A 25,347-nucleotide genomic window follows, 5' to 3' on the forward strand; every position below is an offset into this window, starting at 1 on the left:
CCCCTCCGCAGGCACGGGCTGCTCCACGGAAGCGCCCTCGTTCATATCGGTATTGTGCTCCTGCATCCGACTCTCCGAAATGGGTTCATCGGCACGCACACCCGGTCGACGCTGTCGCTCGGCGTCGATTCCGCGGCTGCGCGACGTCGTCGCCGGACCGGACGGCATGCTCTGGGTGCTCACGAACAATACCGACGGACGCGGAAGCCCCTCGCCCGGCGACGACCGCATCCTCCGTCTCGCCGCCGACTGACGGCAGCAGCCCGACGCGGGCCGCCGCTCAGGCGAAGCCGTCGACTCCCGTCGCGGTGACCGAGAGCGCCCACAGCCGCTCGGCGGCCTCGGGATCGATCGCCCAGTGCTTCACGCCGCCGGTCGTCATGTCCGTGTGCTCGGGCGGGACGATGCCCTTGATCGAGCAGTCCTCGCAGTACGCGCCGCTGCGATCGGCCAGTTCGGGAGCCGTCGCGGCCCAGAGACCCGTCGACGCCCCTCTGCCGGAGTCTTGAAGCGCGGGTTCGGCGTGCCGTCCTCGTCGATCCAGCCGCGCGAGATCAGCTCCTCACGGGGCACGTGCCGCTGCAGGTCGGTCATGATCCCGCCCGGGTGCACCGAGAAGGCGAGGATGCCGCGGGCCGCGCCACGACGGGCCAGCCCGACGGCGAACAGCGCGTTCGCCGTCTTCGACTGCCCGTAGGCGACCCACGGGTCGTAGGGCGTCGTCGCGAAGTCGATGTCCTCGAATCGCACGGGGGAGCGGAAGTGCCCTCCCGAGGAGTAGGAGACGACGCGAGCGCCCTCCGGCAGCAGTTCGGCCACTCCGTTGACCAGGGCGAAGTGGCCGAGGTGGTTGGTGCCGAACTGCGACTCGAAGCCCTGCGCGGTGTGACCGAACGGGGTGGCCATGATGCCGGCGACATCGAGCACGAGATCGATCGGGCGTCCGTCGCGACGGACGGTCTCGGTGAACGCTGCCACCGAGTCGAGGTCGCCGAGGTCGGCGCTGCGGACGTCGACCGCGTCGATCCCTGCGAGCGCCTCCTCGGCGGCGTCGAGGCGACGCGCAGGCACGATCACGCGCACTCCGGCATTCGCGAGCGCACGCACCGTCTCGAGTCCGAGTCCCGAGTACCCGCCCGAGACGATCGCGGTCTTGCCCGAGAGGTCGACCTCGGCGATCACCTCGGCCGCAGTGGAGCGATAGCCGAACTCCGAGGCGAGGGGCTGCTGACGGGCGATCATGTCGAGAGGGGAGTGCATCTGTCATGCTCCGACCGTACGATCTAGAGTGCACTCGAAGTCAAGGAGGAGTCCTCGTGGAGGATGTGATCGACACGACGCGCACGTTCAGCATCGGCGAGCTCGCCCGTCTGGCCGGTGTGAGCGTGCACACGCTGCGCTGGTACGAGGCAGAAGGGCTCTTCCCTCGCGACGTGCCGCGCACCTCCGGCGGTCGGAGGGTCTACGCCCACGACTCGCTCGCGTGGCTCGCGCTGCTCGCGCGACTGCGCGAATCCGGCGCCCCCATCGCCCTGCTGCGTGAGTACGCCGCCCTGGTGCGCGCCGGCAGCGGCAACGAGGCCGAGCGTCTCGCCCTGCTGCGCGCGCACGAGCGCTCCCTCGACGCGCAGATCGAGACGCTGATCGCCTGCCGTCAGGTCGTCAGCGCGAAGGCGGGCGCGTACCAGGAGGCGCTCCTCGCCCGAGGACTCCTCTGACGACGGCTCTGCGGGCTACTGCTCCACGGCCTTCTCCAGCGCCGCTTCGAGGTCCCCCCACGCCTCCAGCACCACGGGCTCGCCGTCGATGAAGAAGCTGGGGGTGCTGCGCACTCCGAGCCGCTCGCCGTCGCTCCTGTCGGCCTGCACGCGATCGAGCGTCGCCGGGTCGGTGATCGCCGCATCGTAGGCGGCCATGTCGAGTCCGAGCTCGGCCGCGATTCCCCGGAACACCTCGGGCGTCTCCTCGGACTTCTCGCCCCACTGGGCCTGCGTCTCGAAGAGGCGGTGGTACATGTCCTCGAAGCGGTCCTGCTGCGCCGCGGCTTCGGCGGCGAGAGCGGCCTGCGTCGAGTTGATGTGACCGGGCAGAGGGAAGTACCGCACGACGTAGGTGATCTCGCCCGAGTACTTCTCGCGCAGGTCTTCGACGATCGGATAGAACGCTCCGCAGGCCTCGCATTCGAAGTCGAGGAACTCGACGACGGTGACGGCGTCCGGTCCTCCGTCGTCGAGGACGTGCGAGTCGGTGCGCACGGTCTGCCGCTTCTCGCCCTCGGGCGGCAGGGGTTCTGCGGGGCGCTGCGACAGGGCGTAGGCGACGCCGACGATCGCGAGGACGATCGCGGCGGCGACGGTGATCAGGGCCACCTTGACAGGGGTCTTCATGGGGTTCTCCAACGGTTCGGATCAGGCAGGGTGAGTGAGCCGCGACGAGCGCGGCCGGGGTCGCCGACGAGCGGCGTGCCTGATTCAGGTGCGGGAGACCGAGAGCTGAGCGAGGGTGAGTGCGGGGACGTGCAGACGAGGACCCGCGCGGCTCGGAGCCGATGCACACACCACCGCAGCGCGACGGATCAGCGGCGCGCCTCTGACGGAGCGCAACGAGAGCAGCACGAGGAGGACGCAGCAGAGCGCCGCGACCATGACGATCCCGGCGTCGTCCGATGGAGCGGACTCGACCATGCTCGTCTCGTCGTGGTGCGCCGTGACCGACGCGACGCTCGCGCCCGGAGCGAGGCACAGCGTCGTGTGCGCATCCGCCTTGCCGTGCGACGCCGACCACGCGCCGATGACGAGCAGCAGGGCGAGGCCGAGGGCGAGACCGACCCGGAGGATCAGCGTCCGCTCGACGCCCTGGTGACGCAGCGGCATCGACGGGGCAGGCATGGTCCGCGCAGTCTAACAATCGGGCATCGGCGCCCGCGCTGAGCGCCCAGGCAGATCCACGCGTCACAGACCCGCCTACACTGGAGGGGTGGCGAGACTGTTGATCGTTGGCGGCTTCCTGGCCGCCATATTCTGGGTGTACAGCATCGTCGACTGCGCAGTGCAGCCGCCGACGCGACACCGGGGCGTGCCCAAGGCCGCCTGGATCGCCATCGTCATCCTCATCCCGGTCATCGGGGGCATCCTCTGGTTCACGATCGGCCGACGCCGCGCGAACGACAACGGCGGAGCGATCACGATCATCGCGCCCGACGACGACCCCCAGTTCCTCCGCAGCATCAGCAAGAGCGAGCAGGATGCGCGCATCCGCCGTCTCGAGGAGGAGCTCGCTCGTCTCGAGGACGAGACCGACGACGGAGCCGCACCGGACGGTACGGCGCCGGACGCGCGTCCGTGACCTCATCGCCCGCGACGGATGCTGCGGCATCCTGATCGCCGATCTGATCGGCCACGGCGTGCGCGATCTCGTGCTCTCGCCGGGGTCTCGATCTCAGGCGCTCGCGCTCGCCGCGGTGCATGCCGCGAATCAGGGGCAGCTGCGTCTGCACGTGCGCATCGACGAGAGGGTCGCAGGATTCACCGCGCTCGGTCTCTCGCGTGAGACGGGTGTGCCCGCGGCGGTGCTCTGCACTTCGGGGACCGCTGCCGCCAACCTCCTTCCCGCAGCGATGGAGGCCTTCCACTCGGGGGTGCCGCTGCTGCTGCTGACGGCCGATCGGCCGCCCGAGCTGCGCGGAGTGGGAGCCAATCAGGCCACCATCCAGCCGGGCATGTTCGCCTCCTGGGTGCGCGAGCAGATCGATGCCCCCGTGCCGGGCGACGGTGACTGGGCGGGTCTCGCGATGCGCGCCGTCGCCGCGGCGATGGGCGCGGATGCCACCCACGGTCTGGCCGGTGTCGCCGGCCCCGTGCACCTGAACCTGCCGTCGCGCGAGCCGCTGTCGGGCGACGTCCCGACCGTCGACATCGTGCCGGGCGACGTGCCCAGACCGGTGGCGGCAGAAGCGCTCCTGCTCGAGCGGGGGCCGCGTACGGTCGTCATCGCCGGCGCCGACGCGGGACCGGATGCCGAAGAGATCGCGCACGCCGGATCCTGGCCGTTGATCGCCGAGATCGTCAGCGGTGCGCGCTTCGGCCGCCAGGTCGTGCACGGCTATCGCGCGCTGTTGGGCGACCACGAGCTGGGCGGTCGCATCGAGCGCGCCGTCGTGCTCGGGCACCCGACGCTCAGCCGTGAGGTGGCTCGCCTGCTGTCGCGGCCGGATGTCGACGTGATCGCCGTCCGACGTGGCGGCGAGGCTCTCGATCTCAACGGCCGCACGACGGCCGCGGCGTCCGTGTCGGTCACACCCGGCGTCGCCGACCGCGAGTGGCTCGGTGCGTGGCTCACGGCATCCGCGGCTCACGCCGTCGATCTCAGCGAGCGGGCGCCCGACCAGGACGGTCTCACGTCGACCGATCCGTCGGCGCGGCGCGACGCGGTGAAGGCCGAGCTGGCGGCGGTGCGCCGGCCGCTCGACCGTGAGCTGCTCGCCGACGCCGTCTGGCGGGCGACCTGGCCGCACGATCGACTCGTCTTCGGCTCGTCGCGGCTCGTGCGGGTGGCCGATGCGGTGCTCGGTGGCAAGAAGGTCCCGGTGCACGCCAACCGCGGGCTCGCGGGGATCGACGGCACGATCGCCACCGCCACGGGCATCGCGCTCGCCAGTCAGGCCGGGGAGCGCCCGGGGTCACCCGCGTGCTGCTCGGCGATCTGACTTTCCTGCACGATGTCGGCGCCCTGCTGCTCCCGCCCGACGAGCACGAGCCTCGCATCCAGGTCATCGTGGGCAACGACGGCGGCGGCACGATCTTCGACGGCCTCGAGGTCGCGGGCACGGCGGATCGGGCCGATCTCGATCGCGCGTTCTACACGCCGCACGCGGTGCGGCTCGAGCAGCTGGCACTCGCCTACGGATGGGAGTACCAGCGCGTGACGACCCGCACGGCACTCGACCAGGCCCTCACCACCCCGGCCGGTGGCCGTCAGCTGATCGAGGTCCCGCTGTCCCGCTGAGAACCTTCGCCTCCGCTGCGGATATCCAGTGGCAGGATGAACGCATGACAGCGCATGAGTGGGCCAAGGCCCTCCAGGTCGGCGACGGATTCCGCCTCTCCGACCTCGATCCGCAGAGCACACCCGGCTACAGCGGCGCGAAAGCCGACGGCAAGCGCGATCTCGAGGCGGGCCTCGACGAGCTCAATCAGCTGCAGGAGCGGCTCTTCGCCGAGAGCCGCGTCGGCGTGGCGAAGGACTCGGTGCTGCTGATCCTGCAGGCGATGGACTCCGCGGGCAAGGGAGGCATCGTGCGCCACGTGGTCGGCGGGGTCGATCCGCAGGGCGTCGCACTCACGGCGTTCAAGGCGCCGACCGACGAAGAGCTCGAGCACGACTTCCTGTGGCGTGTGTCCAGGCGCCTCCCGGAGCCCGGGTTCATCGGCGTCTTCGACCGCTCGCACTACGAGGACGTGCTGATCGGTCGGGTGCGTTCGCTGGCCCCGGCGGACGAGATCGAGCGCCGGTACGACGCGATCAACGAGTTCGAGGCCGCGGTCGCCGCATCGGGAACGCGCATCGTCAAGGTCATGCTGCACATCTCGCCCGACGAGCAGAAGTCGAGACTGATGGAGCGGCTCGAGCGACCCGACAAGCACTGGAAGTACAACCCGGGCGATGTCGACGAGCGACTGCTGTGGGACGACTACATGGCGGCGTATCAGATCATGTTCGAGCGCACATCGACCGAGGCGGCTCCGTGGCATGTGATCCCGGCGAACCACAAGTGGTTCGCCCGCCTCGCCGTGCAGGAGCTGCTGCTCGACGCGCTGCAGCGCATCGATCCGCAGTGGCCGGCGGCCGACTTCGATGTCGAAGCCGAGAAGGAGCGCCTCGCAGCGAGCTGACTGCGGGCGGTCCGGGCGCGGGTCAGGCGAGCGCGTCGACCAGCGGACGGAACTTGACCCGGGTCTCGAGCAGCTCGGACTCGGGGTCGGATCCTGCGACGATGCCTGCGCCCGCGTAGGCGGTGACGGCGATGTCGGTCTCGGCGGGGGTGAACTGCGCGCAGCGCAGCGCGATGGCCCACTCCCCGTTGCCGGCCGCGTCGACCCACCCCACCGGACCGGCGTACCGCCCGCGGTCGAACGGCTCGAGCTCGCGGATCGCCGCGATCGCCGCGGACGTCGGGGTGCCGGCCACGGCGGCGGTCGGATGCAGGGCGCCGACCAGGTCGAGTGACGAGCCGCCATCGGCCAGCTCGCCCTCGACGTCGGTCGCCAGGTGGAAGAGGTTCGGCAGCTTGAGCAGGAACGGCTGCTCGCTCGCCGCCAGTGCGCGGGTGTGCGGACGCAGCGAGGCCAGCACGCTCTGCACCGCGTACTCATGCTCGTCGAGGTCCTTGGTGCTCGAGACCAGGTGGCTGGATGCGACGGTGTCGGCATCCGCGTCGGCTCCGCGACCGATCGTTCCGGCGAGCACGCGGGCGGTGACGGTGCGCTGCTGCACGGTGACGAGGGTCTCGGGACTCGCGCCGATCAGCCCGTCGACAGCGAACGCCCACGTGTCGGGGTATCCGGTCGACAGCGCGCGCACGAGCCGGCGCAGGTCGGAACCGGCCGGGATGCTGCCGGTGAGGTCGCGTGCGAGTACGACCTTGCTGAGCTCGCCGGCGGCGATGCGTTCGAGTGCCTGCCGCACCGAGTCCTGATAGCCCTGCGGGCTCTGGGCACCGGGGCCGACGGTGCCGGCCCAGTGCGGGCCGTAGGCGATCGTCGCCGCCTCAGGCCGCGGCTCGGTTGCGGGTGCCGACGCCGACGACGAGCGGATGCGGGTGATCCAGGTGCGCCCGTGGTGTCGACCGATCACGAGCGCCGGCACGACGAGGATGCTGTCGGCGGCGGAGTCCTCGTCGAAGGTCAGCGCACCGAAGGCGACCAGTCCGGAGCCGGGGAGCCCGAGCTCGTCGTCGATCTCGGCATCCTGCGCGAGCTCTCGCCATGCCCGAGCGATCGCAGCGGATCGCAGGGCCGCTGCGCCGGCGGGGATGCGGACCGTCTCGACGATGGCGTCGCCGACGGCGACGATGCCGTCGCCGCGGCGCAGCCAGGCGAGAGGCCGCGACGGGTCGGCGTAGGCCAGGAGATCCTCGACCGGATCGATCTCACGGGTCTCCACGACCAGCCTGCTGCTCACCCCTCCAGCCTAGTTCGTCACCCGTCGACCGGGATGTGACAGGCCACGCCTACGCTGAGTGCATGAGCGACGTCCGCCCCGCACCCGGCACCGAGATGATCTTCCAGTGGCGCAAGTGGGACGGGTCTCCGCACTGGCGTCATGAGTGCGTGTACCTCGGCGCCGACGAGTGGGGCGACTGGCTCGGCCAGCCCGTCGGCTGGTCGAGCGCTCGACCGGGCGCGGGCTACATCGCCGAGGCCCCCAATGTCACGCTCGTGCCGAGGCGGTCCGACTTCGCCCTGACCGTGAACCGTGACCACCCGAAGGGCATGCGGATCTACATCGACATCGGATGGGAGGTGCGCTGGTCGGACGACCCGCTCCTCGCCGTCGGCATCGACATGGACCTCGACGTCGTGCGGGTCGAGGGTCCGCGCGGCACATGGGTCGACGACCGCGACGAGTGGGCCGAGCACAGCGTGAGCTACGGATACCCCGCCGAGATCATGGCCGGACTCGAGGCTCTGGCCCTCGATCTCGAGCGGCGGGTGCGAGATCGCCTCGCCCCTTTCGACGATGCCACGCCGGATCTCTGGCTCGACCGCCTCGACGCGCTGCACCTCGCGCCTAGACTGGGCGTGTGACCTCGAACGAAGCCAACCGCGCCGATCTCGGCAAGGACCCCGCCCGCGTCAGCGGCATGTTCGACCAGGTCGCCGCGGGCTACGACCGGACGAATACGGCGATGACGGTCGGCAACGACGCGCTCTGGCGCGCGGCCACGACGAGGGCCGTCGCCCCGAAGCCGGGGAGAAGATCCTCGACCTCGGTGCGGGCACCGCGTCCTCGTCGGCATCCCTCGCCCGCAGCGGTGCGCAGGTCGTCGCCGCCGACTTCTCGCCGGGCATGCTCGCCGAGGGGCAGCGCCGCCACGGCAGCATCCGCAATCTCTCGTTCGTGCAGGCGGATGCCACCGATCTGCCGTTCGACGACGGCGAGTTCGACGCCGTCACCATGTCGTACGCGCTGCGCAACGTCAACGACCCGAAGAAGGCGCTGCGTGAGCTGCTGCGCGTCACGAAGCCGGGCGGTCGTCTGGTGATCAACGAGTTCTCGACCCCGCCGGGCTCGGTCTTCCGCGCCGCGTACCGGTTCTACAACTCGCAGGTGCTTCCTCGGGTGGCTCGCGTCGCCGGCACCAACGGCGACGCCTACGACTACCTGAACGAGTCGATCCGTGACTGGCCCGACCAGAAGAAGCTCGCCGCGTGGATCCGCGAGGCCGGGTGGACCGAGGTCGAATACCGCAACCTCTCGTTCGGGATCGTCGCGCTGCACCGGGCGTTCAAGCCCGCGTGAATGCGACGCGCGTACCCGCCCAGCTGACGACGGTAGGCTGAGACCGTGACTTCGAGCCGCGTAGCCCCGGGTTCGCGACTGGCGAGCCGTCTCGGTTTCAGCGACCGTGTCTTCATCGGCACCGCCGGTCGACGCATCGCGCAGGCGATCGAAGACGGGCTCGAGCTCGTCGAGACCGGTCTTGCCGACGACGTGCGTGTGGCCGATCCGCTCGCCGATGCCGCCAGCCGCTATCTGTACGAGGCGGGGGCAAGCGCATCCGCCCCGTGCTGACGCTGCTCGCGGCCCAGCTCGGCGACGGCAACACCGATCAGGTGATCGATGTCGCGAAGGCGCTCGAGATCACCCATCTCGGCTCGCTGTATCACGACGACGTCATGGACGGTGCGGATCGCCGTCGCGGAGTGCCCGCGGCGCAGACCGTGTGGGGCAACAACATCGCGATCCTGACCGGCGACATCCTCTTCTCCCGTGCGAGCCAGCTGATGTCGCGTCTGGGTGAGCGGGCCATCCGGCTGCAGGCCGACACCTTCGAGCGCCTCGTCCTCGGACAGATGCACGAGACGATCGGCGCTCAGCCCGACGATGATCCCATCGAGTTCTACCTCCAGGTGCTGGCCGACAAGACCGGCTCTCTCATCGCCGCGGCGACGCAGGGCGGCGTGATCTTCTCCAACGCACCGTCGGAGTACGAAGAGCCGCTGCGCGTGTACGGCGAGAAGATCGGCGTCGCCTTCCAGCTGCTCGACGACGTGATCGACCTGTCGGCGAAGCCCGAGGACACCGGCAAGGTGCCGGGCACCGACCTGCGGGCCGGGGTTCCGACGATGCCGTACCTGCTGCTGAAGGCCGAGGCCGATGACGCCTCGATCGGTCTCGCCGCTCGCATCGACGACGGGGTGGCGCGCATCGCCGAAGGGGCCGACCCCGCGATCCTCGACGGACCGCTGACCGAGCTCCGCGACCACGTCGGAACGCAGAAGACCCTCGCGCTCGCGCACTCCTGGACTCAGGATGCGATCGACGCGCTCGCCCCGCTCCCGCGTGGCACCGTGCGCGAAGCGCTCACTCGTTTCGCAGAGACCCTCGTCGAACGCTCCAGCTGATCGCATCGCGGCCCTCGGCCGCGTGCGCCGGGCGTGACGGCATACGAAAGGACCCCTTATGACCAAGCTCAGACTGGCCATCGTCGGAGCGGGCCCCGCCGGCATCTACGCAGCAGACATCCTGCTGAAGGCCGAGCGCAAGTTCGACGTCTCCATCGATCTCTTCGAGCAGCTCCCCGCCCCCTACGGCCTGGTCCGCTACGGCGTCGCCCCCGACCACCCGCGCATCAAGGGCATCGTCAACGCGCTGCGCGATGTGCTCGACCGCGGTGACATCCGGCTGTTCGGCAACGTGCGGTTCGGCGAGGACATCACCCTCGACGACCTGAAGAAGCACTACAACGCGGTCATCTTCGCCACCGGCGCGATCCGCGACACGACGCTCGACATCCCCGGTATCGACGCGGTCGGCGCCTACGGGGCAGCAGACTACGTGAGCTGGTTCGACGGCCACCCCGATGTGCCGCGCGAGTGGCCGCTCGACGCCGCATCCGTCGGTGTGCTGGGCAATGGCAACGTCGCTCTCGACGTCGCCCGCATGCTGGCGAAGCACGCCGAAGACCTGCTCGTCACCGAGGTGCCGGAGAACGTCTACGAGGGTCTCAAGGCGAGCGCCGTCACCGATGTGCACGTGTTCGGACGCCGCGGACCCGCTCAGGTCAAGTTCACCCCGCTCGAGCTGCGTGAGCTCGGCGAGCTGCGTGACGTCGACATGGTCGTCTACGACGAGGACTTCGACTACGACGAGGCGTCGAAAGACGCGGTGGCCAGCAACAAGCAGGTCATGGTGATCGACCGCATCCTGCAGTCGTGGCGCAAGCGCGACTCGGTCAACAATGCGGGAGGCACGGCATCGCGTCGTCTGCACCTGCACTTCTGGGCCCGCCCGGTCGAGGTCCGCAAGGACGACGCCGGTCGTGTCGCGGCCCTCGTCTACGAGCGCACGAAGCCCGACGGGCAGGGCGGTGCCGTGGGCACGGGCGAGATGCGCGAGGTTCCGCTGCAGGCGCTCTACCGCGCCATCGGCTACTTCGGCTCGCCGCTTCCGGGCGTCCCCTTCGACAAGAAGCACGGCGTCATCCCCAACCGCGAGGGCCAGGTGCTCGCCAAGGACTCGAACCAGCAGATGCCCGGCATCTACGCGACAGGGTGGATCAAGCGCGGACCGGTGGGCCTGATCGGCCACACCAAGTCGGATGCCATGGAGACCGTGCGGCACATCATCAACGACCAGGGCTCGTGGTGGCACCCGGAGGACCCGTCTGAAGAGGCGATCCCCGCCCTGCTGCTCGAGCGCGGTGTGAAGTGGACCGACCTCGAAGGCTGGCACCGGCTCGACGAGCACGAGGTCGCTCTCGGTGCGCCGCACGAGCGCGCGCGCGTCAAGGTCGTGCCGCGCGACGAGATGGTGCGCGTCTCCCGCGGAGAGTGACCGACACCGGATCGTTGTCGGCACCCGGTGCGCCTGCGGGGCGGCATCCGTAGGGTGAAGGGATGCGACTGCGATCCCTGATCGTCCTCGGCACCGCCGCTCTGCTGCTGGTTTCGGGGTGCACTGCCGAGCCGGCCGCCGAGCCGAAGCCATCAGGGTCGCCGTCTGCGACGGCGTCGTCGACCGGCACACCGTCCCCGACGCCGGCGCCCATCGTCGAACCGGCGGCGGCGTTCGATGTGACGTGCGACGACGTCGCCGCCACCATGGCCGAACTCGTGGGGGAGCCGTCGACGCCGGTCGCACCGGCGCTGTCGCTGGTATCTGCGATGGGCTGGCTGCCAGGCCCCGGGCAGTACATGTTCCAGCGCGCAGGGGGATCGCGTGCTCCGCGGGTGACACGGAGCGCAGCTGGGAGGTCACGATCGTGCCGGATGCCCAGGCTGTGATCGCCGGCGCGACCGAGCGTCAGGGCTTCTGGGGTGAGCAGGCGAGTTGCGAGGACGGGCGCTGCGGCTTCGAGCTTCCCGACGGAGACGTGCTGCTGTCGGCCACCGTCGTCGACCCCGATCTGGGAGCGGATGACACCGCTCCGATCGAAGAGGCGCTGCGTCGGATCGCCGCCTCGGCGGCTGCGAGCCTGCGCGAGGTCGACTACGTCGAGAGCGACATCGTCGGTGCGCCGTGCGAGCGCTTCATCACACCGGAGCAGGTGAATGCCGAATTCGGAGTGACGGATGCCGCGCTCTTCTCGGACTTCGGCGGCTGGGGCATCCCAGCGGAGGTGTACGAGGTCGTCAACGGATCGCGCATCTGCTATTTCAAGTCGGCCGGGAGCGAGTACGAAGGATCCAGCTATCTGATGCTCACGACACTTCCCGCCGGGGCATGGGCGTTCGAGAAGATCGACGGTGACCCCGTCGAACTCGAGGGAGCCGATGCCGCCACGGCGAGCACGGGTGCGAACGGCGAGAAGATCGTCGACGTGCGAGTCGGTCCGGACTGGATCCGGCTGGTGACCTTCGACAACGGAGCCGGGGCCGCTGATCCGGCACCGCTCGCGCAGCAGGTCGTGCGCAGCCTCACGGTCGGACACACCGCTCCCCAGTAGTCGACACCGTTTCGATAGCCTGGCGGCATGCCTGAGTGGATACCGGACGTCCTCGGCGACGAGTTCGAGCAGCTCACGCTCGAGCTCGGCGAGGACGATGAGGGACCGCTCGTCGCCACGCTCGTGCGTGCGGTGCCGCGGGACCGGCCCTGGTGGGACCGGCTGCGCGGGCAGAGCCTCCCGCTGGACGATGTCGACGTGCTCTATGTGCACGGCTGGTCGGACTACTTCTTCCAGAAGCGGCTCGCTCGCTTCTGGACGTCTCGCGGGGCGCGCTTCTTCGCGCTCGACCTGCGCAAGTACGGCCGGAGTCTGCGCGATGGGCAGACTCCCGGCTACATCACCGACCTCGTCGCGTACGACGAGGACATCGCCGCGGCTCTGTCCGCGATGGGGCACGGAACTGGAGCCGCGGCATCCACCCGGCGGCTCGTGCTGCTCGGCCACTCGACCGGCGGACTCACCCTGAGCCTGTGGGCGTCGCGGCACCCCGAGACGGCGGATGCCGTGATCCTGAACAGCCCCTGGCTCGAGTTCCAGGTCGCTTCCGCCCGCCCGCTCATCGCTCCGGTCGCCGAGCTGCAGGCCAGGTGGGCTCCTCGGGAGGTCGCACCGCAGGTCGATCTCGGCTTCTACACCCGCGCGCAGCAGGAGGTCGCCGACCCCGACGATCCGGTCGAGGTGAACCTCCTCTGGCGTCCGGCGCAGACGATGGCCGTCCACGCGGGGTGGTTCCACGCGATCCTCACCGGACACGCCAAGGTCGCGGCGGGGCTGACGATCGACGCGCCCGTGTGCGTGCTGCTGTCCGCACGCTCAGCGACGCCCACGCGATGGTCGGAGGACCTCACCCGAGCAGACTCGGTCTTGGTCGTCGACGACATCGCGCGGGCGTCGCTGAAGCTCGGTCCGTCTGTCACTGTCGAGCGCATCGACGGAGCCCTGCACGACGTCTTCCTCTCGCGGCATGGGGCCAGAGAGGAAGCGTATCGCCGCCTCGACCGATGGGTCAGAGGCTGGACGGCCGCGCGCCGACAGTGATCAGGCGCAGTGTCCGACCCAGTGGTCAGACGTAGTGCATCAGACGTGCCTGCTGCTCGGCCTCGTCGGCATCGCCGCGCAGCACCGCGTCGTGGAAGTCCCGGTAGACCTGGAGCATGCGCTCGCGGTCGTTCTCGGGCACGCTCCAGCCGCGGAGATTGCGGAAGAGAGCCATGCTCGCGTCGTTGATCAGCACCTGGTGCTGCGCGTTACGACTGCGCGCGCTGAGGAACGAGAACACCGCCCACCGTGTGTTGGAGATGTGCACGTCGTCATCGAGCGCCGTGTACATCTCCTCGACCAGTGCGGCGAGACTCTCGCGGTCCTGCTGGCTCATCCGCGCGACGCCCATCCGCGCGGCCATCCCCGCCTGATACCCCGCGAACTCGAGCGTCTGCTCGACGGTCTCTGCCGTGACGGCGGTGACCTCGGTGTATCTGCTCGGGTACATCGTCACGAGCCCGAGACGCTCGAGACGCTGTAACGCCTCTCGCACCGGAGTCCGTGACACATGCAGTTCTTCGGCGACGTCGACATCGCGGATGCGATACCCCGGCTCCAGCACACCGTCGACGATCTGCGCGCCGATGTGCTGAAACACCTCCTCCGCCAAGAGCTGCTTGCTTTCTCGAATACTCGTCATCGAGTTGTTGGTGTTCATGGACTGCCCCCAGTTGCTTTCCAGATCCGGGCTCCCCATGATGTGCCCGGACGGCCACTACATCACGAAGTGGATCGCGATGCCAATAATCCACAGACGAGTTTTCCGACGATCACGCAGGCGCTTGTCGTCGGCGCGTCGTCGCAGGATTGAGTACGGGTGATTTTCTGTGGTCGGCGAGTGTTGGGACACTCGCCGACCACAGACGATGGCGTGCACGGAGCTGAACTGCGCCCAGTCCCCACAAGGCGGGAACCGCGATCCGCGAAGCGCGGAACCGTGGTTCGGCAGCGCGTCATGCATCGCCGCATCGTCTGTCGCGTCGGGACGCGACTGCATCCAGTCTCGGTCACTCCGACCCATATATCGGAATGGGATCCGAGGGCACAGAAAAGGGGACGGATGCGGCGGCATCCGTCCCCTGCGTTGTGGGATCAGCGGTAGTTGATGAATCGGGGGCAAGGTAGTGGGGTGTGGTGTGCAGTCGCATGACTCCCGTGATTCCGCGGCTTCGGATGGTGGCCGATGGCGGCTAGCCGTGGCGCGAGGTGGGTGTTTTGCGGACTCTATGCGGACTAGCCTGCAGATCATGACGCATCCGACCGAGGACCCGCGGGGGTCGCTGACGGCCAATTCTCGCCGGGGTCCCGTGCTCACCACCAAGCAGGCAGCCGAGTAGTAGGCGTCAAGCCGCAGACGCTCCGGGTCATGAAGTGCGAAGACGCTGGCCCGAAGGCATCCAAGCAGGGGCGCCTCAACGTCTACTACCTGGCCGACCTGAACGCATTGCTCGCCTCGCGGCTCGTCAAGGAATGTCGTACGTCGCCTGGACGCGGTCATGTGCGGCTACAGGGCCGGAATGTTGTCGACGGGATCAGCTCGACTCGGGCCTCTAGCCCTGTGCGGGATGCGTCGGGGGACGCGGTCTGGGATGCTGTCGGGATGGAAACGCTATGGGACCGGAATGGTCATGTTGTGGGGTGGATCGAGGACGATCGCCTACGTTCGCTCGACGGGAAGGTTATCGGCTGGCTGGTGTCGGATGACCTCGTGTATTCGCTACGGGGCCGACACGTCGGCTGGTACGACGACGGCCAGTTCTGGGATCTGAAGGGGCACGTAGTTGTGTTCACTCAGGATGCGAGTGGTGGGCCTGCGAAGCCTGGCCTGTCTGGTGTGCCGGGCACGCCCGGTATGTCCGGGGTTCCCGGGATGCCCGGACTCGGCGGTGTGCACGGGAAGCCGGGGTACTCCGGCTCGTGGAGCTCCCAGGACTGGGAGTCGTATCTGTCCGCCTGACCCTCAACGACGAAGCCCCGGTGTCCTCATGTGAGGGCCGGGGCTTCGGTCTGGGCGGACTTGTCCACCACCGGCGAGTGGATCGCGCTCCGGCGGCAACGGTTCGCGGTGGGACAACACGGTACGCAGGGGTTCGGAGATGCAGGACGTGTCGAGCCGACATCCTGAGTGCTAGTACCGGGCGACCCATGTCCCGTTCTCGAGGCGGCACCCGAATGCGACCGTCCCGCCAGCGAGGAAATGATGCTGACGCGGCACAGGGAGATTGGAGTGCTCGTGTCCTGCCTTGCCGGCGCATTGCACGTCGGGGTATCGTCTGGCGCGTTTCCCGGGCTGGCTGACGAGCACATCGGCTCGCAGGTTGCACTGAGTCTGAGTCATGGTGCACAGCATCCCAGCGGGATCAGACATCACGGCAGATGCGCTGGAAAAGGCGACGAAGGCGAAGAAGGGGACGGCCTGGTAGTTGTCGTCGAGCGCGGTCACGTGCGGCTAGTCGGCCGGGGTGTGCACAGGTTCGTCCACAGAGGGGCGGGTGCTTGTCGGGGGCGCATCGTATCGTTGCCGTCACGCGTGGAAGGAGTCTGCGCGTGGGAAGGGCACAGCATGCTTTATCTGGTCACGCCTTCGGGCCTCGAATGGACAGGCAACGTTGGGCAGGATCTCGTTGACTTCGCGAGAAGGGAGGGGCGCGATCTGGGGGCCATCGAGGGCTGGTGGGAGCGAGCGGCGACGCCGATGAACGCGGACCATGTCCGGTCGGCATTGCGGTGGGGGCTCGCCTCGCAACGGGGCATCGTGGTCGCAGCTACCCACACGGTGCAGATTCAGCGGCCTCGTGAGCTTGAGAAGCTGATCCGGGAGACGTCGCCGCGGATGAAGGCGTATCGCGAGAGCCCGGAAGTGAAGATGGTCGATGACTTCCTCGAGGCGCAGATGCCAGGGTGGAAGGCCCACGGGGAGAAGACCGACGCAGCTGTCGACGCGTCGATGCAGGATTCTTTGGAGACCGCGATCGAAGACGCGGCGGACGAGCTGGCGAACAAGGACGTCGACGCGGACCTGCGAGCGCATTGGATATCGCTCGGCGGAGTTGTTCCGGATCCCGAGTAGATCGAACGAGCCAAGCCCGGTGTTCTCTCTTGAGGCCCGAGGCCCGGTGCCCGGTCTGGGATGCTGTGGCGATGAGCGACATCATTTGGATCGAGCGGCTTGGCGACGCGACGTGGGGCCTGCGGATTCGTCCGACGGGTGACTTCCCGGCTGGACGAATCGAACGACTGTCGCAGTTCGTTTCCCTCGAGGACGAGGGGTCCCTCGCCGAGATCGACCGAGTCGTGGAGACCTGGGGCTGGGAGCGTGTGCCGCACCTGAGCCTTTGGCGTGACGACGTCGGGCGGTACCAGGTGCCAGTGACGCCGATGATGCTCGGCTGACTCTCGTGCGCGTGACCATGCCACCTTTATGCGTGGTCACGTCGCCGGCCCCTCCTATGCTGATGGCTACCCGAGCGCAGGGCGCGGGGACGGCATAGAGGAAGGGTTCACAGTGGCGGACCGGAGAAGCACAGAAGCGGCGCTGTACGGCGCTATCACGGCGGAGATCGCGAATCTCCCGAAGGTCAGCAACACGATTTTCCGTGCGAAGGCGCTCGCAGATCTGGCAATTGCGTACCGATACGTGACCGGGGGCGATCAGCCCGGGAGCACATCAGTACACGTCGAGAAGTAGACGGGGACGATCGAAGCCCCGGGTATCCCTCGCGGAGGGGCCGGGGCTTCGAGCTGGGGAAGACGTTATGAAAGCGATGCCGCGGAATCCGATCCCAAAGCCCTGGCCTCACGAGGGCAAGCCCTCCGAGCCGATAACGTGTGTCGGGTGTTCAAAGTTCTCGGGTCGCTCGCCGACCGCTACTGGCCAATCTTGGTCTCGGCGGCTGGCGCGGTTGCACTTGCCTTCTTCGGCACGATCTGGATCGGCGCGGCGGACGCGATCGGTGAGTTCTGGACGATCTTCCTGATCGTCGTTGCGGGGATCGCCTCTATCTTCAGCGGTATCTACATGGCGGTGGCTCAGGAGCTTAGGACTCAGCGAACGGAGTCCGAACTCCTAACTGTTATGCGCTCAACGATCATTCCCCTGGCCGAGCAAGTCATCGCGGTGAAGAAGCCGGTCGTCGGCGAAGCGCTTGAGAACCTTGCGACCGAACTGACGCTGCAGTGTCGCGCCCTCGTCAGGGGGAACGACGCGATCTGCGACGTGAACGTGTACAGGCTGGTGTCGCACGGACTCGAGCGAGTGAATCGTGCCTCACGAGACGCCCGTAAGAGCTTCAAGAACACGCCGAAGAAGACGCCCCGCGCGATCGAAGAACGCTGCACCGTCGAACGCGTCGTTGCGGGTGATCCAACGTTCTGCCCGGACGTGCGTAGCAAGAAGTGGCGTCGCGAGTACTCCCTGGAGAAGCGAGATCGTGACTACCGCGCGTTCATCTCAGTTCCGATCTTCAACGCCAGTCACAAGCCGATTGGCATGTTGTCCATGAACAGTAACCACAAGAACGGTCTCACCGATCTGCACAAAAGTCATCTCGAAGCTGCAGCGAAGATCTACGCGAAAGCTGCTGAGGTATCCTGAGTTGTTGCACTCGCCGATACGATCAGCAATCTCATACCGATTTACGGCACTATGGATCCAGGGGATGCAACCACGAGGAGGAAGCTGATGGCCCGTGACCGGTACACCGAAGACGACGAAGCTCGTTTCCTCGAGATCATTGAGCTCCGCGACGCGGTGCGCGCAGAAGAAGACATGGCTGCGCACAAGCGGACTCTGAAGCGAATTGGCTTCAGGCCCAACGAAGAGCAGTGATCTCTGAGCACGAAAGCCCCCGCGAGGTCGGGGGCTTTTCTGTGTCCGCTGTCAGACGAGCGAGATCGGTGCTGCGCCCCTGGCGTGCGTTTCGCGGATGCGTGCGGCAAATATTTGCGGACGTTCTGCGGAACCGGCGTGAGACACCGCCCGTGCGCAAACCGTGGCTGCGGTGTCGGATGCCCGCCGTAGAAGCTCAGCGTGCACCTCGACGCGACCTGCGCCCGCAATCGGTACGCCGCGGACCCCGCGCCGGTCGTCGCTGGACTGATTGCTCGCGACCGGACCGACGTGCTCGCCGAGGCCGTCGGCACGTGGGTCGGATACTTCAAGGATGAGCACACGCGGATCCTCTGCGCCGCGCTCCGCGAACTTCCAGGGCTCGGGCCATGGATTGCGCTCGGGAATTACAGGCGGCACGCCCTAGGGCACAGCACTCCGAACGTCACGACTCACAACAGGCTGAACGCCTAGGGGACGTATCGACTCGAGAATCGATCGGGGAAGGCCTCGATCAGTGGACGGCGGTGTCTCCTTCGGCGAAAGTTGTCACGATCTTCTTAGTCTGATTCACAGAACTGGGTGAGCTGAGCATTCCACTCCTCGGCGGTGCAGAACCGTGACACGACACCCCACCCGGCCGCGATCTTGTACATGTTGCCGCTGTTCGTGAGCATCATCATGTAGCCGTTCGGGCCGCTCTGAGCTGGCGTGAGGTTGCCGTTCGGGTGCTCGCCGCCACCGGATGAGACGGTCTTGATGAGACGGATGCCCTCGTGTCCCGGCTTCGTGAGGTCTGCCTCCAATCGCCATGTCTTCCACGAGCCCTGCACGACCCGAACGTTCGGTGCCGCCGTAGTCGTGGGCGCGTCACGGGCAAGGTCGACAGTCACGTTGAGCGGCGCACCCAAGTACTCAAACGAATGCTCCTCAGCGGCCATCGGCGCTCACCTACCGGCGCGTGCGACTGTGCTCAGCGGTTCGGTACCGCATGGAGGTTCCCGTCACCGTCGGCGAACACGAGGTAGAGGTTGTTCGCGTTCGCGAGAGCCGCCCACATGCTCGAATTGCTGTGGACGGTGATGCTGGCTGGTGTCGCCATGGTCGTATCCTTCGGGTCTGGCGCAGGCAATCTGCGCTCGGGTCGTGCGGTGGGTGGGGCCGGCCGGAACCCAGGAGAGGATGACCGGCCCCGGCCGTGACGCCACCGCACGGAGGCGGGCAGGGTCGGCGTCACGGTGGTCATGGGATCAGGCGTTGCGCTCTGCGAGCAGCTTCGGCTTCTGACTGGAGCCGAGCTTGGCCGCGAGGCTCTGCGTCTCGTAGTGCGCCCACAGGACCGGGTAGACCGCCTGGCGGATCCACTCCTCGAGCGCACCCGAGGAGTGTGTGACGCCGTCGACGGTGACGCCGGAGACGACACCGCCATGTGCCCAGTGCGCCGAGAAATTCGGGTCGTAGTGATCTGGCTTCGGTTCGTGCGACCACCCACGGGTGGGGACCTTCGCGTCGGACAGAGTCTGGCCGGCGTCCTGGATCGCGGCCTGGTAGGCCTTGTGCGCGGCGAACAGACCTTCGAGTCCCGCGACTGCCTGATCAAAGGCCTGCAGCAGCTTGTCGGGTACACCGTCGAGCATGCCTCTTACGGCCGCTTTCGCGTCTGCTCGAGCCTTGTCAGCGGCCTTCTCGGCGGCGATCTGGTCGCCTTTCTTGCCCGCCCGACGAGCGCGGCGAGGTCGATCGCTGCACGCGCGTTGGCGAGCTGGTCGGCGGTGACGGGCTTGCCGTCGACTGCGTCCTGCTCGAGCTTGGCGAGAGCGGCCTCGGGCGTGAGGGTGGTGGTGGTTTCAGACATGGTGTCTCCTAGTTGGTGGTTGAGGTCTCGATGTAGCTGGGGCGGCGGGCAGCGAATGCGGCGTCGCGTTCAGCTCGCAGCTCCGACATCAGGTCTTCGGTGATCTCCGTGCGCCCTGATGTTGGCTTGGGTGCCTCGGGGTCATCGCTGGCGGGTTCGGACGGGGCTGCGTCGAGGTGGTCAGCGAGTGCTCGGAGTTCTGTAGTGAACGGGCGCAGCCGCTCAGCGAGGTCCGGGTCAATCGGGGGTGTATCGGTCATGGTGTGTGTTCTCCTGGGTCGTGCTCGCCCCTGCAGCGAGCGGGTGTTCGGGCCTACGCGGCTCCGAGGTCTTCGAGCCGGATTCGCTCGCACTTGTCGCAACCTGTTGCCGTGAGTGGATAGCCGGGATGCTCGGGACAGTCGTTCGCGCCCAATAGCGAGAGACGAGGTGGGATCGGGGTCGGCTTGTCTCGGGCGATGGTGGAAGCGGCCGTGGCTGCTCGACGCGCGTCGCCACATGCTCGACATGGCGCTCCGTCTGTGCCCCTTGGGTGGTTCGAGCAGAAGGGGAGGGGGCGCTCGCGCCTCCCTGATGTTCTTCTGACTGGATGGTGTTCTGAGAAATGGTGTTCTTAGTGGCGGGTTCACCGACGTCGGCTGAACCGTCGTCGGCTGAACCGTCGTCGGTAAATCCACCGGTGTCGGAAAATCCGACTGCGATAGTGGGGTCGCTGATCTCGTACTCGATCTCGTTGAAGCGACCGCTCTCGCCCTGTGTCTGCCGGCGTACGAGGTAGCCGCGGCGGACGAGCTCCTGGACGGCACCGCGGATCGCGTCGCGGCCCTCAGGGCCCGCCTTCTGCAGGCTGGCGATTGTGATGTGCCAACCCGCTCGGTGAGTCATCAGTTCAGCCAGCAGTCCACGAGCACGCCGAGAAAGCTCCTGGTCACGAAGCCACGCGTTCGGGATCTGGACGAAGTCCCTCTCGAACGGCATCGGAGTGCGAGTGATTCCCATGTCAGGCGGCCGGGGTGTCTTCGAGGTCGAGCATGCGCAGGAGCGGTGCGACGGGGATGACGATGCGCCCGCCGATGCGGAGGCTCTTGATCTCGCCGGCATGGACCGCGGCATAGGCGGCACCGCGTCCGATGTTCAGCACCCGCGCTGCGGTGGCGACGTCCGTCGTTGCTCGGCCTGCGAGCTCTGCGGGGATCGGCATGAGGGTCGACCTTTCTCGTCTTGTTCTCGATCAGTTCGTCTAATACGTTTAGTTTTGCAACCAAGTTGCACAGCTCGCTAGTTGCACGAAGGGATTTCTCATGCACGATCAGCCCGAGATCGTCGACTGGATCACCATCCGCGTCCGCGGCGGCAAGATCCGCATACCCGTGACGAAAAAGGGCTCGGACATGTGGACGCAGGTGGGCGACCGGCAGGTCCCGGTCGCCCTCGAGCTACAGCTGCGCGAGGTGGACGCTCCCGCGGTCGACGTCATGATCGAGATCATCAACCACGTACCGCGGGTCACGAGCCTGAAGTTCTGGCGGTACGGTGACGGTCGCGAGGTTCGCAAGCGCGACCTGGACCTCGATCTCGAGAGCCTCGTGGAGCAAGCCGTCGCGATCGTCAGCACGCCGATAGGCGACGACGGTCGATCCGGGCGACAGCTACCGAATCCGTTCGGCGGCGAGGTCGAAGATGTCGAGCTGATCCGAGTCGGCGTGAGTGCTGTCCGGAACGCGCGCAAGCGAAGCCAGCGCACTATGACACCCGAGCGGATGCGGCAGATCGCTGAGATCTATCAGGAACAGGAAACCGGTGGTTTGGATGCCGTCGCCGCAGCGTTCAGCGTGCACCGCACGACCGCTTACCGATGGATCATGAAGGCGCGAGACGCGGGTCATCTGCCCGCGAGCGAGGAGAGCATGTGATGGAGAAGAAGAGCATCTACGAGCTGCTGCAGATCGTAGGCGCTGAGAAGGAGCGACACTATCTGACTCTCTCGCCCCACGATCAGCGCATCGTGCGTGCAGTCGAGGAGAAACGACTGACGAACCTGGAGGCGGCACTCTGCAACGGTTTGCGAGTGCTTCTCCGCAGCGACAGCGAAAGCGCGTGCGCGATGCCAAGCCGGTTTCCGCTGAGAGCTTCGAGAAGCTCAGGGCGGAGCTAGAGGCGGCGTCAGCACGGCTCCGTGAGCGTCACCCCGAACTCCGGCAGGGCGATGAGTCCTAACCTCCCCACCGCCCGCAGGGCGACCGTGTATACCGACCAGCTCGCCGGCGCGACTCTGATCGAGCTGCTCGATGCCGCCGACGAAGACCGCTGGCCGAACAGCCAATGTGCGGAGGAATGGGTGCTGCTGCGGAACTGGGCGATGCAGACGGAGACGCTCATGTTCGATGAGGCGGAGAACCTCGCCTGGGAGCAGAGCATGCGCGAACTCGCCCACAGGGACCTCCCGTACGCCGAGTGGATCGAAGCCCGAGGGGAAGCGCTCAAGGAGCGGACGCGCACCAGGAAGCTCGCACAGGCCAACCTTCGCTATAAGTACGGGTACCGGGGTGCGCGGCGATGGGGGCTGCTCTGCAACGCGGTCCGCGATCTCTACCGCGCCTGGTCACAGTAGACTCCGCCTCATGTGGTGGCGATGGGACGGCTGGCCGACAGCGGGCGAATGGCAGGCGTGGTGGAGTTTTGTCGGGGTCGTTGTCGCAGCGGTCCTGCTTTACGTGGCGTGGAAGCAACTCAGCGGGCTTGCGGAGTCCAACCGGGAGCTCAAGACGTCGAACGAGCTGCTCACAGCATCCAACAGGAGTCTTTCCCGTCCTGTGATTGTCGTCGAGTACTCGTTTGAAGCATTCGGCTCTAGGAGCTTTCTCGACACCGAGAGCCGTAACGTCATCTACATCGTCGTGCGGAACATCGGGTCATCCGCGGCACGCGATGTGCGCCTGTCCGTTTCGCCTCTATTTCAACGGGCTGGCAGGATTGTCGTGCTCCCCTCCACGGCGGATCTGAACGAGCTCTTCAACGGGGTCACGCAGGTACAGATGCTCGGCCCCGGTCAGCAGTTGAAGTACCCCTTCGACGGAGGTAAGGAGGCCCTGAACAGTCCGACTGTTCCCCCCGAGTACACCGTCTCCGCCACCTATACGGACCTGCAGCGCTCGGAACAGTTCAGTGATGATTTCGTGCTCCACATGGCCCCTTGGGGGTTCACCCCGGTCAATGAGGACCCGCTGCAGCGACTCTCAAAGGATGTTCAGTTCCTTTCTGAAACGCTGAGAGACGGAATGGTCGGGCTCCCTCGCATCGCGAGGGAGGTTGGCGTCGTCGCGACCGAGATCAAATCGTTCCCTAGGCCTAGGCTTCGATCTCGGATCCCTGGTCCCTCGCGGCGGCGGTAGTTGCCGCACCCGCGTACACGCCTGACGCGTGCGCGCGTAGGTGTGACCGATCGTCAACTAGTCGATATGGTCGGCCTTGTGGAACTCATCTCAGAACAACTGCACCGCACGCTCACGTACATTGCCGCCGTCAGTCGAGCTGGCGCGGCGATGACGCTGGAGCAGCTCGAGGCGTACGCCGTGAACCCGTTGCCGGCTCGACGGCGCACACGCAACATTGCGGACGCAGTAGTTTCGCAATACATGACGATGTTTGAGCGGGAGGTCGTGCCGGGAGAATCAGTCGGATCGTTCTTGACGCGTGTGCAATGGATCGATTGTGGCAGCGGAGTGCAGCTGACTGCCCTTGGGCGCGCGGTCCTCCAACATGCAGACCGCCAGCCGTTGGCCGACGTGGCAGATGAGCCGCTGATGGTGACGATCGATCCGGAGGACAGATTGGCGTACACGCGGATCTTTGATCTGATGTCGTCGTACGGCGAGGGGCTGCTAGTCGATAAATACCTCAACCTCGAGGGGTTGGGCGACGTGATGTCGATCTCTTCTGTGGACCGGCTGCTCACAAGTGATGATGCGCGGCGTAACCGACTTACTCTTTTCGGCCGCGCGCTCGGAACCGATGAGGGCTCTCCGCAGCTGCGCACCCTTCCTGCCGCGCGACTCCATGACCGCTTCTTCATCCCAGATGACGGGCCCGTTTTTGCCTTGGGGTCGAGTCTCAACTCGATCTCGGCTCGACCGGGTGTGGTCACGACGATCGCCGACAGTGCTGCTCAGGCGATTCGGGAGATGTATGAGCGGCTGTGGGGCGAGGGCACCGCCGTCTCCGCTGTCCTCCCGGATGAGTGACGAGTCGTCATAGCCAGATGCGCGAAGTTCAGCTGTGGTGGCGCTGGAGGTCGTAGAGCTTGTAGCTGAGGCGCCTGTAGGCCTTCGTTTCGCGTCCGTCGCGGCGACGGTTGGTCTGTGGCAGCTCAAGGACTTCTCTAAGCAGCTCGTCCTCCCGTTCGAGGCGCTTGAATTCGCAGTCGAGTCGGTGGGCGGCGGCTCCGACGTGGGTTCGCCAGTCGTTCTCGAAGTGGAGGTGTTCGGCGCGGGCGATCTTGGTGACGACGCCGGGGGAGACGCCGTGCTTGCGGGCGATCTCGTTGCGTCCGAGGCGGCGGACTCCGATGTCCTCGATGACGGCTGTGCGGAGTTCAGGTGGGAGAGGCTTAGGCATCGACGGTGACCTTGCTCGCGCGCTCGTGTAGGTCTGCCTCCGCCTCGTACTCTGCTGCAGCGTCGAGGAACCAGGGCTCGACTTCTCCGCGAGTGACGGCGTCGCGTAGGCGTGTGGCCTGCGCGCGGCACCAGGCGGTTCGCTTCTCCCTGGCGGTGACAGCGGGGTCGTGCTTCGGGCGGCTCTGCTTGGCTGCTCCGCCGCCGCTTCGGCCTGTAGCTGGCGTGCGTGGCGTGGGGGTGGAGCGGTGGCCGGCCCAGTACCCGATCTTCGGGTTAGCGGCCCTCGCATACTGGCGGCAGAGGAGAGCGACGTCGCAGGTGGCGCAGATCTCGGCGAGATCCTTCGCTACCGCTGCGGTGACGCGGTCCTCGGGGAAGCGGGCGTCGCCGTGGCACTGAGGGGCGCGCATCTCGAGCGCCCGTGAGAGCTGATCGTAGGCATCATCCGGTGACATAAGGTCAGAATAACCCGAACCCTGTTCATGACGCGGCAAAAGGCGTAGTGTCGCACGATGTCGACCAGAGAAGAATGCCTGATCGAACTCGCCGACTTCCTAATCGCCATTGCTGACGAGCTCCCCGAACGGGATGAGGCGACGCTGGTCGGCGAGGTTCGGTCGTGAAGACGCGTGCGCAGGCGCTCGAGGACCTAGCCGCAGTAGTCAGGGAAATCGACGCACGCGTGCGCACGATGACGGCCCGCGAGGCTGCCGAGTATGCATGGCGACACTGGACCACCCGATGACTCTCGATGAGCTCACCGCATACCTTGAGGGACTCGGCATCTGCAAAACAGAGAGCGGCCCGGACTTCCCGCAACGAGGTGTCAGGGCCG

31 protein-coding genes and 4 pseudogenes are annotated in these 25,347 nt (G+C 67.0%); 22 read left to right on the top strand and 13 right to left on the bottom strand.

Annotated elements, in window-relative coordinates; all coding sequences use genetic code 11:
- Positions 1 to 130: 130 nt before the first annotated feature.
- Positions 131 to 253 (top strand): annotated as a pseudogene (locus tag ACZZ93_RS15200) (PQQ-dependent sugar dehydrogenase); the annotation flags it as partial.
- Between the two features lie 125 nt (positions 254 to 378).
- Here the strand turns inward: ACZZ93_RS15200 and ACZZ93_RS15205 are convergent.
- Positions 379 to 1,260, bottom strand: a complete 882-nt coding sequence (locus ACZZ93_RS15205) for an SDR family NAD(P)-dependent oxidoreductase (RefSeq protein WP_463511489.1) — start codon at positions 1,258 to 1,260, stop codon at positions 379 to 381.
- Positions 1,261 to 1,316: 56 nt separating this feature from the next.
- Here ACZZ93_RS15205 and ACZZ93_RS15210 point away from each other — a divergent pair, with 56 nt between their 5' ends.
- Positions 1,317 to 1,718, top strand: coding sequence for a MerR family transcriptional regulator (locus ACZZ93_RS15210; protein WP_463511490.1), 402 nt, complete (start codon positions 1,317 to 1,319; stop codon positions 1,716 to 1,718).
- A 15-nt stretch (positions 1,719 to 1,733) separates the two neighbouring features.
- Here ACZZ93_RS15210 and ACZZ93_RS15215 read toward each other — a convergent pair whose 3' ends face one another.
- Complete coding sequence (locus ACZZ93_RS15215) at positions 1,734 to 2,387, bottom strand: DsbA family protein (protein ID WP_295103952.1); 654 nt, start codon at positions 2,385 to 2,387, stop codon at positions 1,734 to 1,736.
- Positions 2,388 to 2,471: 84 nt separating this feature from the next.
- Complete coding sequence (locus tag ACZZ93_RS15220) at positions 2,472 to 2,888, bottom strand: hypothetical protein (RefSeq protein WP_463511491.1); 417 nt, start codon at positions 2,886 to 2,888, stop codon at positions 2,472 to 2,474.
- Between the two features lie 88 nt (positions 2,889 to 2,976).
- Between ACZZ93_RS15220 and ACZZ93_RS15225 the strand changes: the two genes are divergently transcribed.
- The 3 genes and pseudogenes from ACZZ93_RS15225 (at position 2,977) to ACZZ93_RS15235 (ending at position 5,891) form a co-directional block, all read left to right on the top strand.
- A complete protein-coding gene (locus tag ACZZ93_RS15225) occupies positions 2,977 to 3,345 on the top strand; it encodes a PLD nuclease N-terminal domain-containing protein (protein WP_053097541.1) in 369 nt (122 codons plus the stop codon).
- Positions 3,342 to 5,004: pseudogene (menD, locus tag ACZZ93_RS15230) on the top strand (2-succinyl-5-enolpyruvyl-6-hydroxy-3-cyclohexene-1-carboxylic-acid synthase). The gene ACZZ93_RS15225 and the pseudogene menD overlap by 4 nt, the downstream one beginning before the upstream one ends.
- Positions 5,005 to 5,048: 44 nt before the next feature.
- The gene (locus ACZZ93_RS15235) at positions 5,049 to 5,891 is read left to right on the top strand and encodes a polyphosphate kinase 2 family protein (RefSeq protein ID WP_463507642.1); all 843 of its coding nucleotides are present in this window, start codon (positions 5,049 to 5,051) and stop codon (positions 5,889 to 5,891) included.
- A 22-nt stretch (positions 5,892 to 5,913) separates the two neighbouring features.
- Here ACZZ93_RS15235 and ACZZ93_RS15240 read toward each other — a convergent pair whose 3' ends face one another.
- Positions 5,914 to 7,179: an isochorismate synthase gene (locus ACZZ93_RS15240; protein WP_295103962.1), complete on the bottom strand. Its 1,266-nt coding sequence runs from the start codon at positions 7,177 to 7,179 to the stop codon at positions 5,914 to 5,916.
- Positions 7,180 to 7,241: 62 nt separating this feature from the next.
- Between ACZZ93_RS15240 and ACZZ93_RS15245 the strand changes: the two genes are divergently transcribed.
- The 7 genes and pseudogenes from ACZZ93_RS15245 (at position 7,242) to ACZZ93_RS15275 (ending at position 13,210) form a co-directional block, all read left to right on the top strand.
- Positions 7,242 to 7,805 (top strand): hypothetical protein, encoded by a 564-nt coding sequence (locus ACZZ93_RS15245; RefSeq protein ID WP_056279688.1) that lies wholly within the window; start codon positions 7,242 to 7,244, stop codon positions 7,803 to 7,805.
- Between the two features lie 56 nt (positions 7,806 to 7,861).
- Positions 7,862 to 8,520: pseudogene (locus ACZZ93_RS15250) on the top strand (ubiquinone/menaquinone biosynthesis methyltransferase).
- Positions 8,521 to 8,565: 45 nt separating this feature from the next.
- Positions 8,566 to 9,626 (top strand): annotated as a pseudogene (locus tag ACZZ93_RS15255) (polyprenyl synthetase family protein).
- Positions 9,627 to 9,684: 58 nt separating this feature from the next.
- Positions 9,685 to 11,058: an FAD-dependent oxidoreductase gene (locus ACZZ93_RS15260; RefSeq protein ID WP_053097534.1), complete on the top strand. Its 1,374-nt coding sequence runs from the start codon at positions 9,685 to 9,687 to the stop codon at positions 11,056 to 11,058.
- Between the two features lie 62 nt (positions 11,059 to 11,120).
- A complete protein-coding gene (locus tag ACZZ93_RS15265) occupies positions 11,121 to 11,507 on the top strand; it encodes a DUF3558 domain-containing protein (RefSeq protein ID WP_463511492.1) in 387 nt (128 codons plus the stop codon).
- Positions 11,486 to 12,169: a hypothetical protein gene (locus ACZZ93_RS15270; protein WP_463511493.1), complete on the top strand. Its 684-nt coding sequence runs from the start codon at positions 11,486 to 11,488 to the stop codon at positions 12,167 to 12,169. The genes ACZZ93_RS15265 and ACZZ93_RS15270 overlap by 22 nt, the downstream gene beginning before the upstream one ends.
- A gap of 27 nt (positions 12,170 to 12,196) precedes the next feature.
- Positions 12,197 to 13,210 carry an alpha/beta hydrolase gene (locus ACZZ93_RS15275; protein WP_463511494.1) on the top strand — a complete coding sequence of 338 codons (1,014 nt, stop codon included), beginning with the start codon at positions 12,197 to 12,199 and terminating at the stop codon, positions 13,208 to 13,210.
- A gap of 25 nt (positions 13,211 to 13,235) precedes the next feature.
- Here the strand turns inward: ACZZ93_RS15275 and ACZZ93_RS15280 are convergent, their stop codons facing one another.
- Complete coding sequence (locus ACZZ93_RS15280) at positions 13,236 to 13,871, bottom strand: GntR family transcriptional regulator (RefSeq protein WP_053097531.1); 636 nt, start codon at positions 13,869 to 13,871, stop codon at positions 13,236 to 13,238.
- A gap of 708 nt (positions 13,872 to 14,579) precedes the next feature.
- Here ACZZ93_RS15280 and ACZZ93_RS15285 point away from each other — a divergent pair.
- The 6 genes from ACZZ93_RS15285 to ACZZ93_RS15310 all read left to right on the top strand — a co-directional run bounded on the left by ACZZ93_RS15285 (position 14,580) and on the right by ACZZ93_RS15310 (position 18,515).
- Positions 14,580 to 15,170 carry a 4-fold beta flower protein gene (locus ACZZ93_RS15285; RefSeq protein WP_463511495.1) on the top strand — a complete coding sequence of 197 codons (591 nt, stop codon included), beginning with the start codon at positions 14,580 to 14,582 and terminating at the stop codon, positions 15,168 to 15,170.
- Between the two features lie 276 nt (positions 15,171 to 15,446).
- Positions 15,447 to 16,283 (top strand): hypothetical protein, encoded by an 837-nt coding sequence (locus ACZZ93_RS15290; protein WP_463511496.1) that lies wholly within the window; start codon positions 15,447 to 15,449, stop codon positions 16,281 to 16,283.
- A gap of 71 nt (positions 16,284 to 16,354) precedes the next feature.
- Entirely contained in the window at positions 16,355 to 16,606 is a 252-nt protein-coding gene (locus ACZZ93_RS15295; RefSeq protein ID WP_463511497.1) for a hypothetical protein, read from the top strand.
- Positions 16,607 to 17,048: 442 nt separating this feature from the next.
- Positions 17,049 to 17,807, top strand: coding sequence for a GAF domain-containing protein (locus ACZZ93_RS15300; RefSeq protein ID WP_463511498.1), 759 nt, complete (start codon positions 17,049 to 17,051; stop codon positions 17,805 to 17,807).
- Between the two features lie 87 nt (positions 17,808 to 17,894).
- On the top strand, positions 17,895 to 18,041 hold the full coding sequence (locus tag ACZZ93_RS15305; RefSeq protein WP_463511499.1) for a hypothetical protein: 147 nt from the start codon (positions 17,895 to 17,897) through the stop codon (positions 18,039 to 18,041).
- Positions 18,042 to 18,242: 201 nt separating this feature from the next.
- Positions 18,243 to 18,515 (top strand): hypothetical protein, encoded by a 273-nt coding sequence (locus ACZZ93_RS15310; RefSeq protein WP_463511500.1) that lies wholly within the window; start codon positions 18,243 to 18,245, stop codon positions 18,513 to 18,515.
- 86 nt (positions 18,516 to 18,601) lie between these two features.
- Here ACZZ93_RS15310 and ACZZ93_RS15315 read toward each other — a convergent pair whose 3' ends face one another.
- The 6 genes from ACZZ93_RS15315 to ACZZ93_RS15340 form a co-directional block, all read right to left on the bottom strand.
- The gene (locus tag ACZZ93_RS15315) at positions 18,602 to 18,934 is read right to left on the bottom strand and encodes a hypothetical protein (RefSeq protein WP_463511501.1); all 333 of its coding nucleotides are present in this window, start codon (positions 18,932 to 18,934) and stop codon (positions 18,602 to 18,604) included.
- Between the two features lie 80 nt (positions 18,935 to 19,014).
- Complete coding sequence (locus tag ACZZ93_RS15320; protein ID WP_463511502.1) at positions 19,015 to 19,143, bottom strand: hypothetical protein; 129 nt, start codon at positions 19,141 to 19,143, stop codon at positions 19,015 to 19,017.
- A 148-nt stretch (positions 19,144 to 19,291) separates the two neighbouring features.
- Positions 19,292 to 19,678 carry a hypothetical protein gene (locus tag ACZZ93_RS15325; RefSeq protein WP_463511503.1) on the bottom strand — a complete coding sequence of 129 codons (387 nt, stop codon included), beginning with the start codon at positions 19,676 to 19,678 and terminating at the stop codon, positions 19,292 to 19,294.
- A gap of 5 nt (positions 19,679 to 19,683) precedes the next feature.
- Positions 19,684 to 19,896 carry a hypothetical protein gene (locus ACZZ93_RS15330; protein ID WP_463511504.1) on the bottom strand — a complete coding sequence of 71 codons (213 nt, stop codon included), beginning with the start codon at positions 19,894 to 19,896 and terminating at the stop codon, positions 19,684 to 19,686.
- A gap of 8 nt (positions 19,897 to 19,904) precedes the next feature.
- Complete coding sequence (locus tag ACZZ93_RS15335) at positions 19,905 to 20,156, bottom strand: hypothetical protein (protein WP_463511505.1); 252 nt, start codon at positions 20,154 to 20,156, stop codon at positions 19,905 to 19,907.
- 740 nt (positions 20,157 to 20,896) lie between these two features.
- Positions 20,897 to 21,097: a helix-turn-helix domain-containing protein gene (locus ACZZ93_RS15340; RefSeq protein WP_463511506.1), complete on the bottom strand. Its 201-nt coding sequence runs from the start codon at positions 21,095 to 21,097 to the stop codon at positions 20,897 to 20,899.
- A gap of 274 nt (positions 21,098 to 21,371) precedes the next feature.
- On the opposite strand from ACZZ93_RS15340, the gene ACZZ93_RS15345 reads away from it, so the two are divergent.
- From ACZZ93_RS15345 to ACZZ93_RS15360, 4 genes are all read left to right on the top strand, one after another.
- Positions 21,372 to 21,809, top strand: coding sequence for a hypothetical protein (locus ACZZ93_RS15345; RefSeq protein ID WP_463511507.1), 438 nt, complete (start codon positions 21,372 to 21,374; stop codon positions 21,807 to 21,809).
- Between the two features lie 263 nt (positions 21,810 to 22,072).
- Positions 22,073 to 22,507: a hypothetical protein gene (locus tag ACZZ93_RS15350; protein ID WP_463511508.1), complete on the top strand. Its 435-nt coding sequence runs from the start codon at positions 22,073 to 22,075 to the stop codon at positions 22,505 to 22,507.
- A gap of 10 nt (positions 22,508 to 22,517) precedes the next feature.
- On the top strand, positions 22,518 to 23,288 hold the full coding sequence (locus ACZZ93_RS15355; protein ID WP_463511509.1) for a hypothetical protein: 771 nt from the start codon (positions 22,518 to 22,520) through the stop codon (positions 23,286 to 23,288).
- 78 nt (positions 23,289 to 23,366) lie between these two features.
- On the top strand, positions 23,367 to 24,137 hold the full coding sequence (locus ACZZ93_RS15360) for a hypothetical protein (RefSeq protein ID WP_463511510.1): 771 nt from the start codon (positions 23,367 to 23,369) through the stop codon (positions 24,135 to 24,137).
- Positions 24,138 to 24,165: 28 nt separating this feature from the next.
- Here the strand turns inward: ACZZ93_RS15360 and ACZZ93_RS15365 are convergent, their stop codons facing one another.
- Together ACZZ93_RS15365 and ACZZ93_RS15370 are read right to left on the bottom strand one after the other, a co-directional pair.
- Complete coding sequence (locus ACZZ93_RS15365) at positions 24,166 to 24,510, bottom strand: hypothetical protein (RefSeq protein WP_463511511.1); 345 nt, start codon at positions 24,508 to 24,510, stop codon at positions 24,166 to 24,168.
- Positions 24,503 to 24,967, bottom strand: a complete 465-nt coding sequence (locus tag ACZZ93_RS15370) for a WhiB family transcriptional regulator (protein ID WP_463511512.1) — start codon at positions 24,965 to 24,967, stop codon at positions 24,503 to 24,505. The genes ACZZ93_RS15365 and ACZZ93_RS15370 overlap by 8 nt, the downstream gene beginning before the upstream one ends.
- Positions 24,968 to 25,347 lie beyond the last annotated feature (380 nt).

It is taken from the genome of Microbacterium sp. AC026 (assembly GCF_979258475.1).

What these genes read in the sequence shown, in the direction of transcription:
- ACZZ93_RS15220 (WP_463511491.1), bottom strand. Translation starts at nt 2,888, where the DNA reads ATGCCTGCCCCGTCGATGCCGCTGCGTCACCAGGGCGTCGAGCGGACG.
- ACZZ93_RS15320 (WP_463511502.1), bottom strand. Translation starts at nt 19,143, where the DNA reads ATGGCGACACCAGCCAGCATCACCGTCCACAGCAATTCGAGCATGTGG.
- ACZZ93_RS15340 (WP_463511506.1), bottom strand. Translation starts at nt 21,097, where the DNA reads ATGCCGATCCCCGCAGAGCTCGCAGGCCGAGCAACGACGGACGTCGCC.
- ACZZ93_RS15265 (WP_463511492.1), top strand. Translation starts at nt 11,121, where the DNA reads ATGCGACTGCGATCCCTGATCGTCCTCGGCACCGCCGCTCTGCTGCTG.
- ACZZ93_RS15245 (WP_056279688.1), top strand. Translation starts at nt 7,242, where the DNA reads ATGAGCGACGTCCGCCCCGCACCCGGCACCGAGATGATCTTCCAGTGG.
- ACZZ93_RS15305 (WP_463511499.1), top strand. Translation starts at nt 17,895, where the DNA reads ATGGCCCGTGACCGGTACACCGAAGACGACGAAGCTCGTTTCCTCGAG.
- ACZZ93_RS15215 (WP_295103952.1), bottom strand. Translation starts at nt 2,387, where the DNA reads ATGAAGACCCCTGTCAAGGTGGCCCTGATCACCGTCGCCGCCGCGATC.
- ACZZ93_RS15295 (WP_463511497.1), top strand. Translation starts at nt 16,355, where the DNA reads ATGAGCGACATCATTTGGATCGAGCGGCTTGGCGACGCGACGTGGGGC.
- ACZZ93_RS15365 (WP_463511511.1), bottom strand. Translation starts at nt 24,510, where the DNA reads ATGCCTAAGCCTCTCCCACCTGAACTCCGCACAGCCGTCATCGAGGAC.
- ACZZ93_RS15330 (WP_463511504.1), bottom strand. Translation starts at nt 19,896, where the DNA reads ATGTCTGAAACCACCACCACCCTCACGCCCGAGGCCGCTCTCGCCAAG.
- ACZZ93_RS15280 (WP_053097531.1), bottom strand. Translation starts at nt 13,871, where the DNA reads ATGAACACCAACAACTCGATGACGAGTATTCGAGAAAGCAAGCAGCTC.
- ACZZ93_RS15285 (WP_463511495.1), top strand. Translation starts at nt 14,580, where the DNA reads ATGAAGTGCGAAGACGCTGGCCCGAAGGCATCCAAGCAGGGGCGCCTC.
- ACZZ93_RS15355 (WP_463511509.1), top strand. Translation starts at nt 22,518, where the DNA reads ATGTGGTGGCGATGGGACGGCTGGCCGACAGCGGGCGAATGGCAGGCG.
- ACZZ93_RS15260 (WP_053097534.1), top strand. Translation starts at nt 9,685, where the DNA reads ATGACCAAGCTCAGACTGGCCATCGTCGGAGCGGGCCCCGCCGGCATC.
- ACZZ93_RS15205 (WP_463511489.1), bottom strand. Translation starts at nt 1,260, where the DNA reads ATGCACTCCCCTCTCGACATGATCGCCCGTCAGCAGCCCCTCGCCTCG.
- ACZZ93_RS15345 (WP_463511507.1), top strand. Translation starts at nt 21,372, where the DNA reads ATGATCGAGATCATCAACCACGTACCGCGGGTCACGAGCCTGAAGTTC.
- ACZZ93_RS15335 (WP_463511505.1), bottom strand. Translation starts at nt 20,156, where the DNA reads ATGACCGATACACCCCCGATTGACCCGGACCTCGCTGAGCGGCTGCGC.
- ACZZ93_RS15325 (WP_463511503.1), bottom strand. Translation starts at nt 19,678, where the DNA reads ATGCTCGACGGTGTACCCGACAAGCTGCTGCAGGCCTTTGATCAGGCA.
- ACZZ93_RS15370 (WP_463511512.1), bottom strand. Translation starts at nt 24,967, where the DNA reads ATGTCACCGGATGATGCCTACGATCAGCTCTCACGGGCGCTCGAGATG.
- ACZZ93_RS15235 (WP_463507642.1), top strand. Translation starts at nt 5,049, where the DNA reads ATGACAGCGCATGAGTGGGCCAAGGCCCTCCAGGTCGGCGACGGATTC.
- ACZZ93_RS15275 (WP_463511494.1), top strand. Translation starts at nt 12,197, where the DNA reads ATGCCTGAGTGGATACCGGACGTCCTCGGCGACGAGTTCGAGCAGCTC.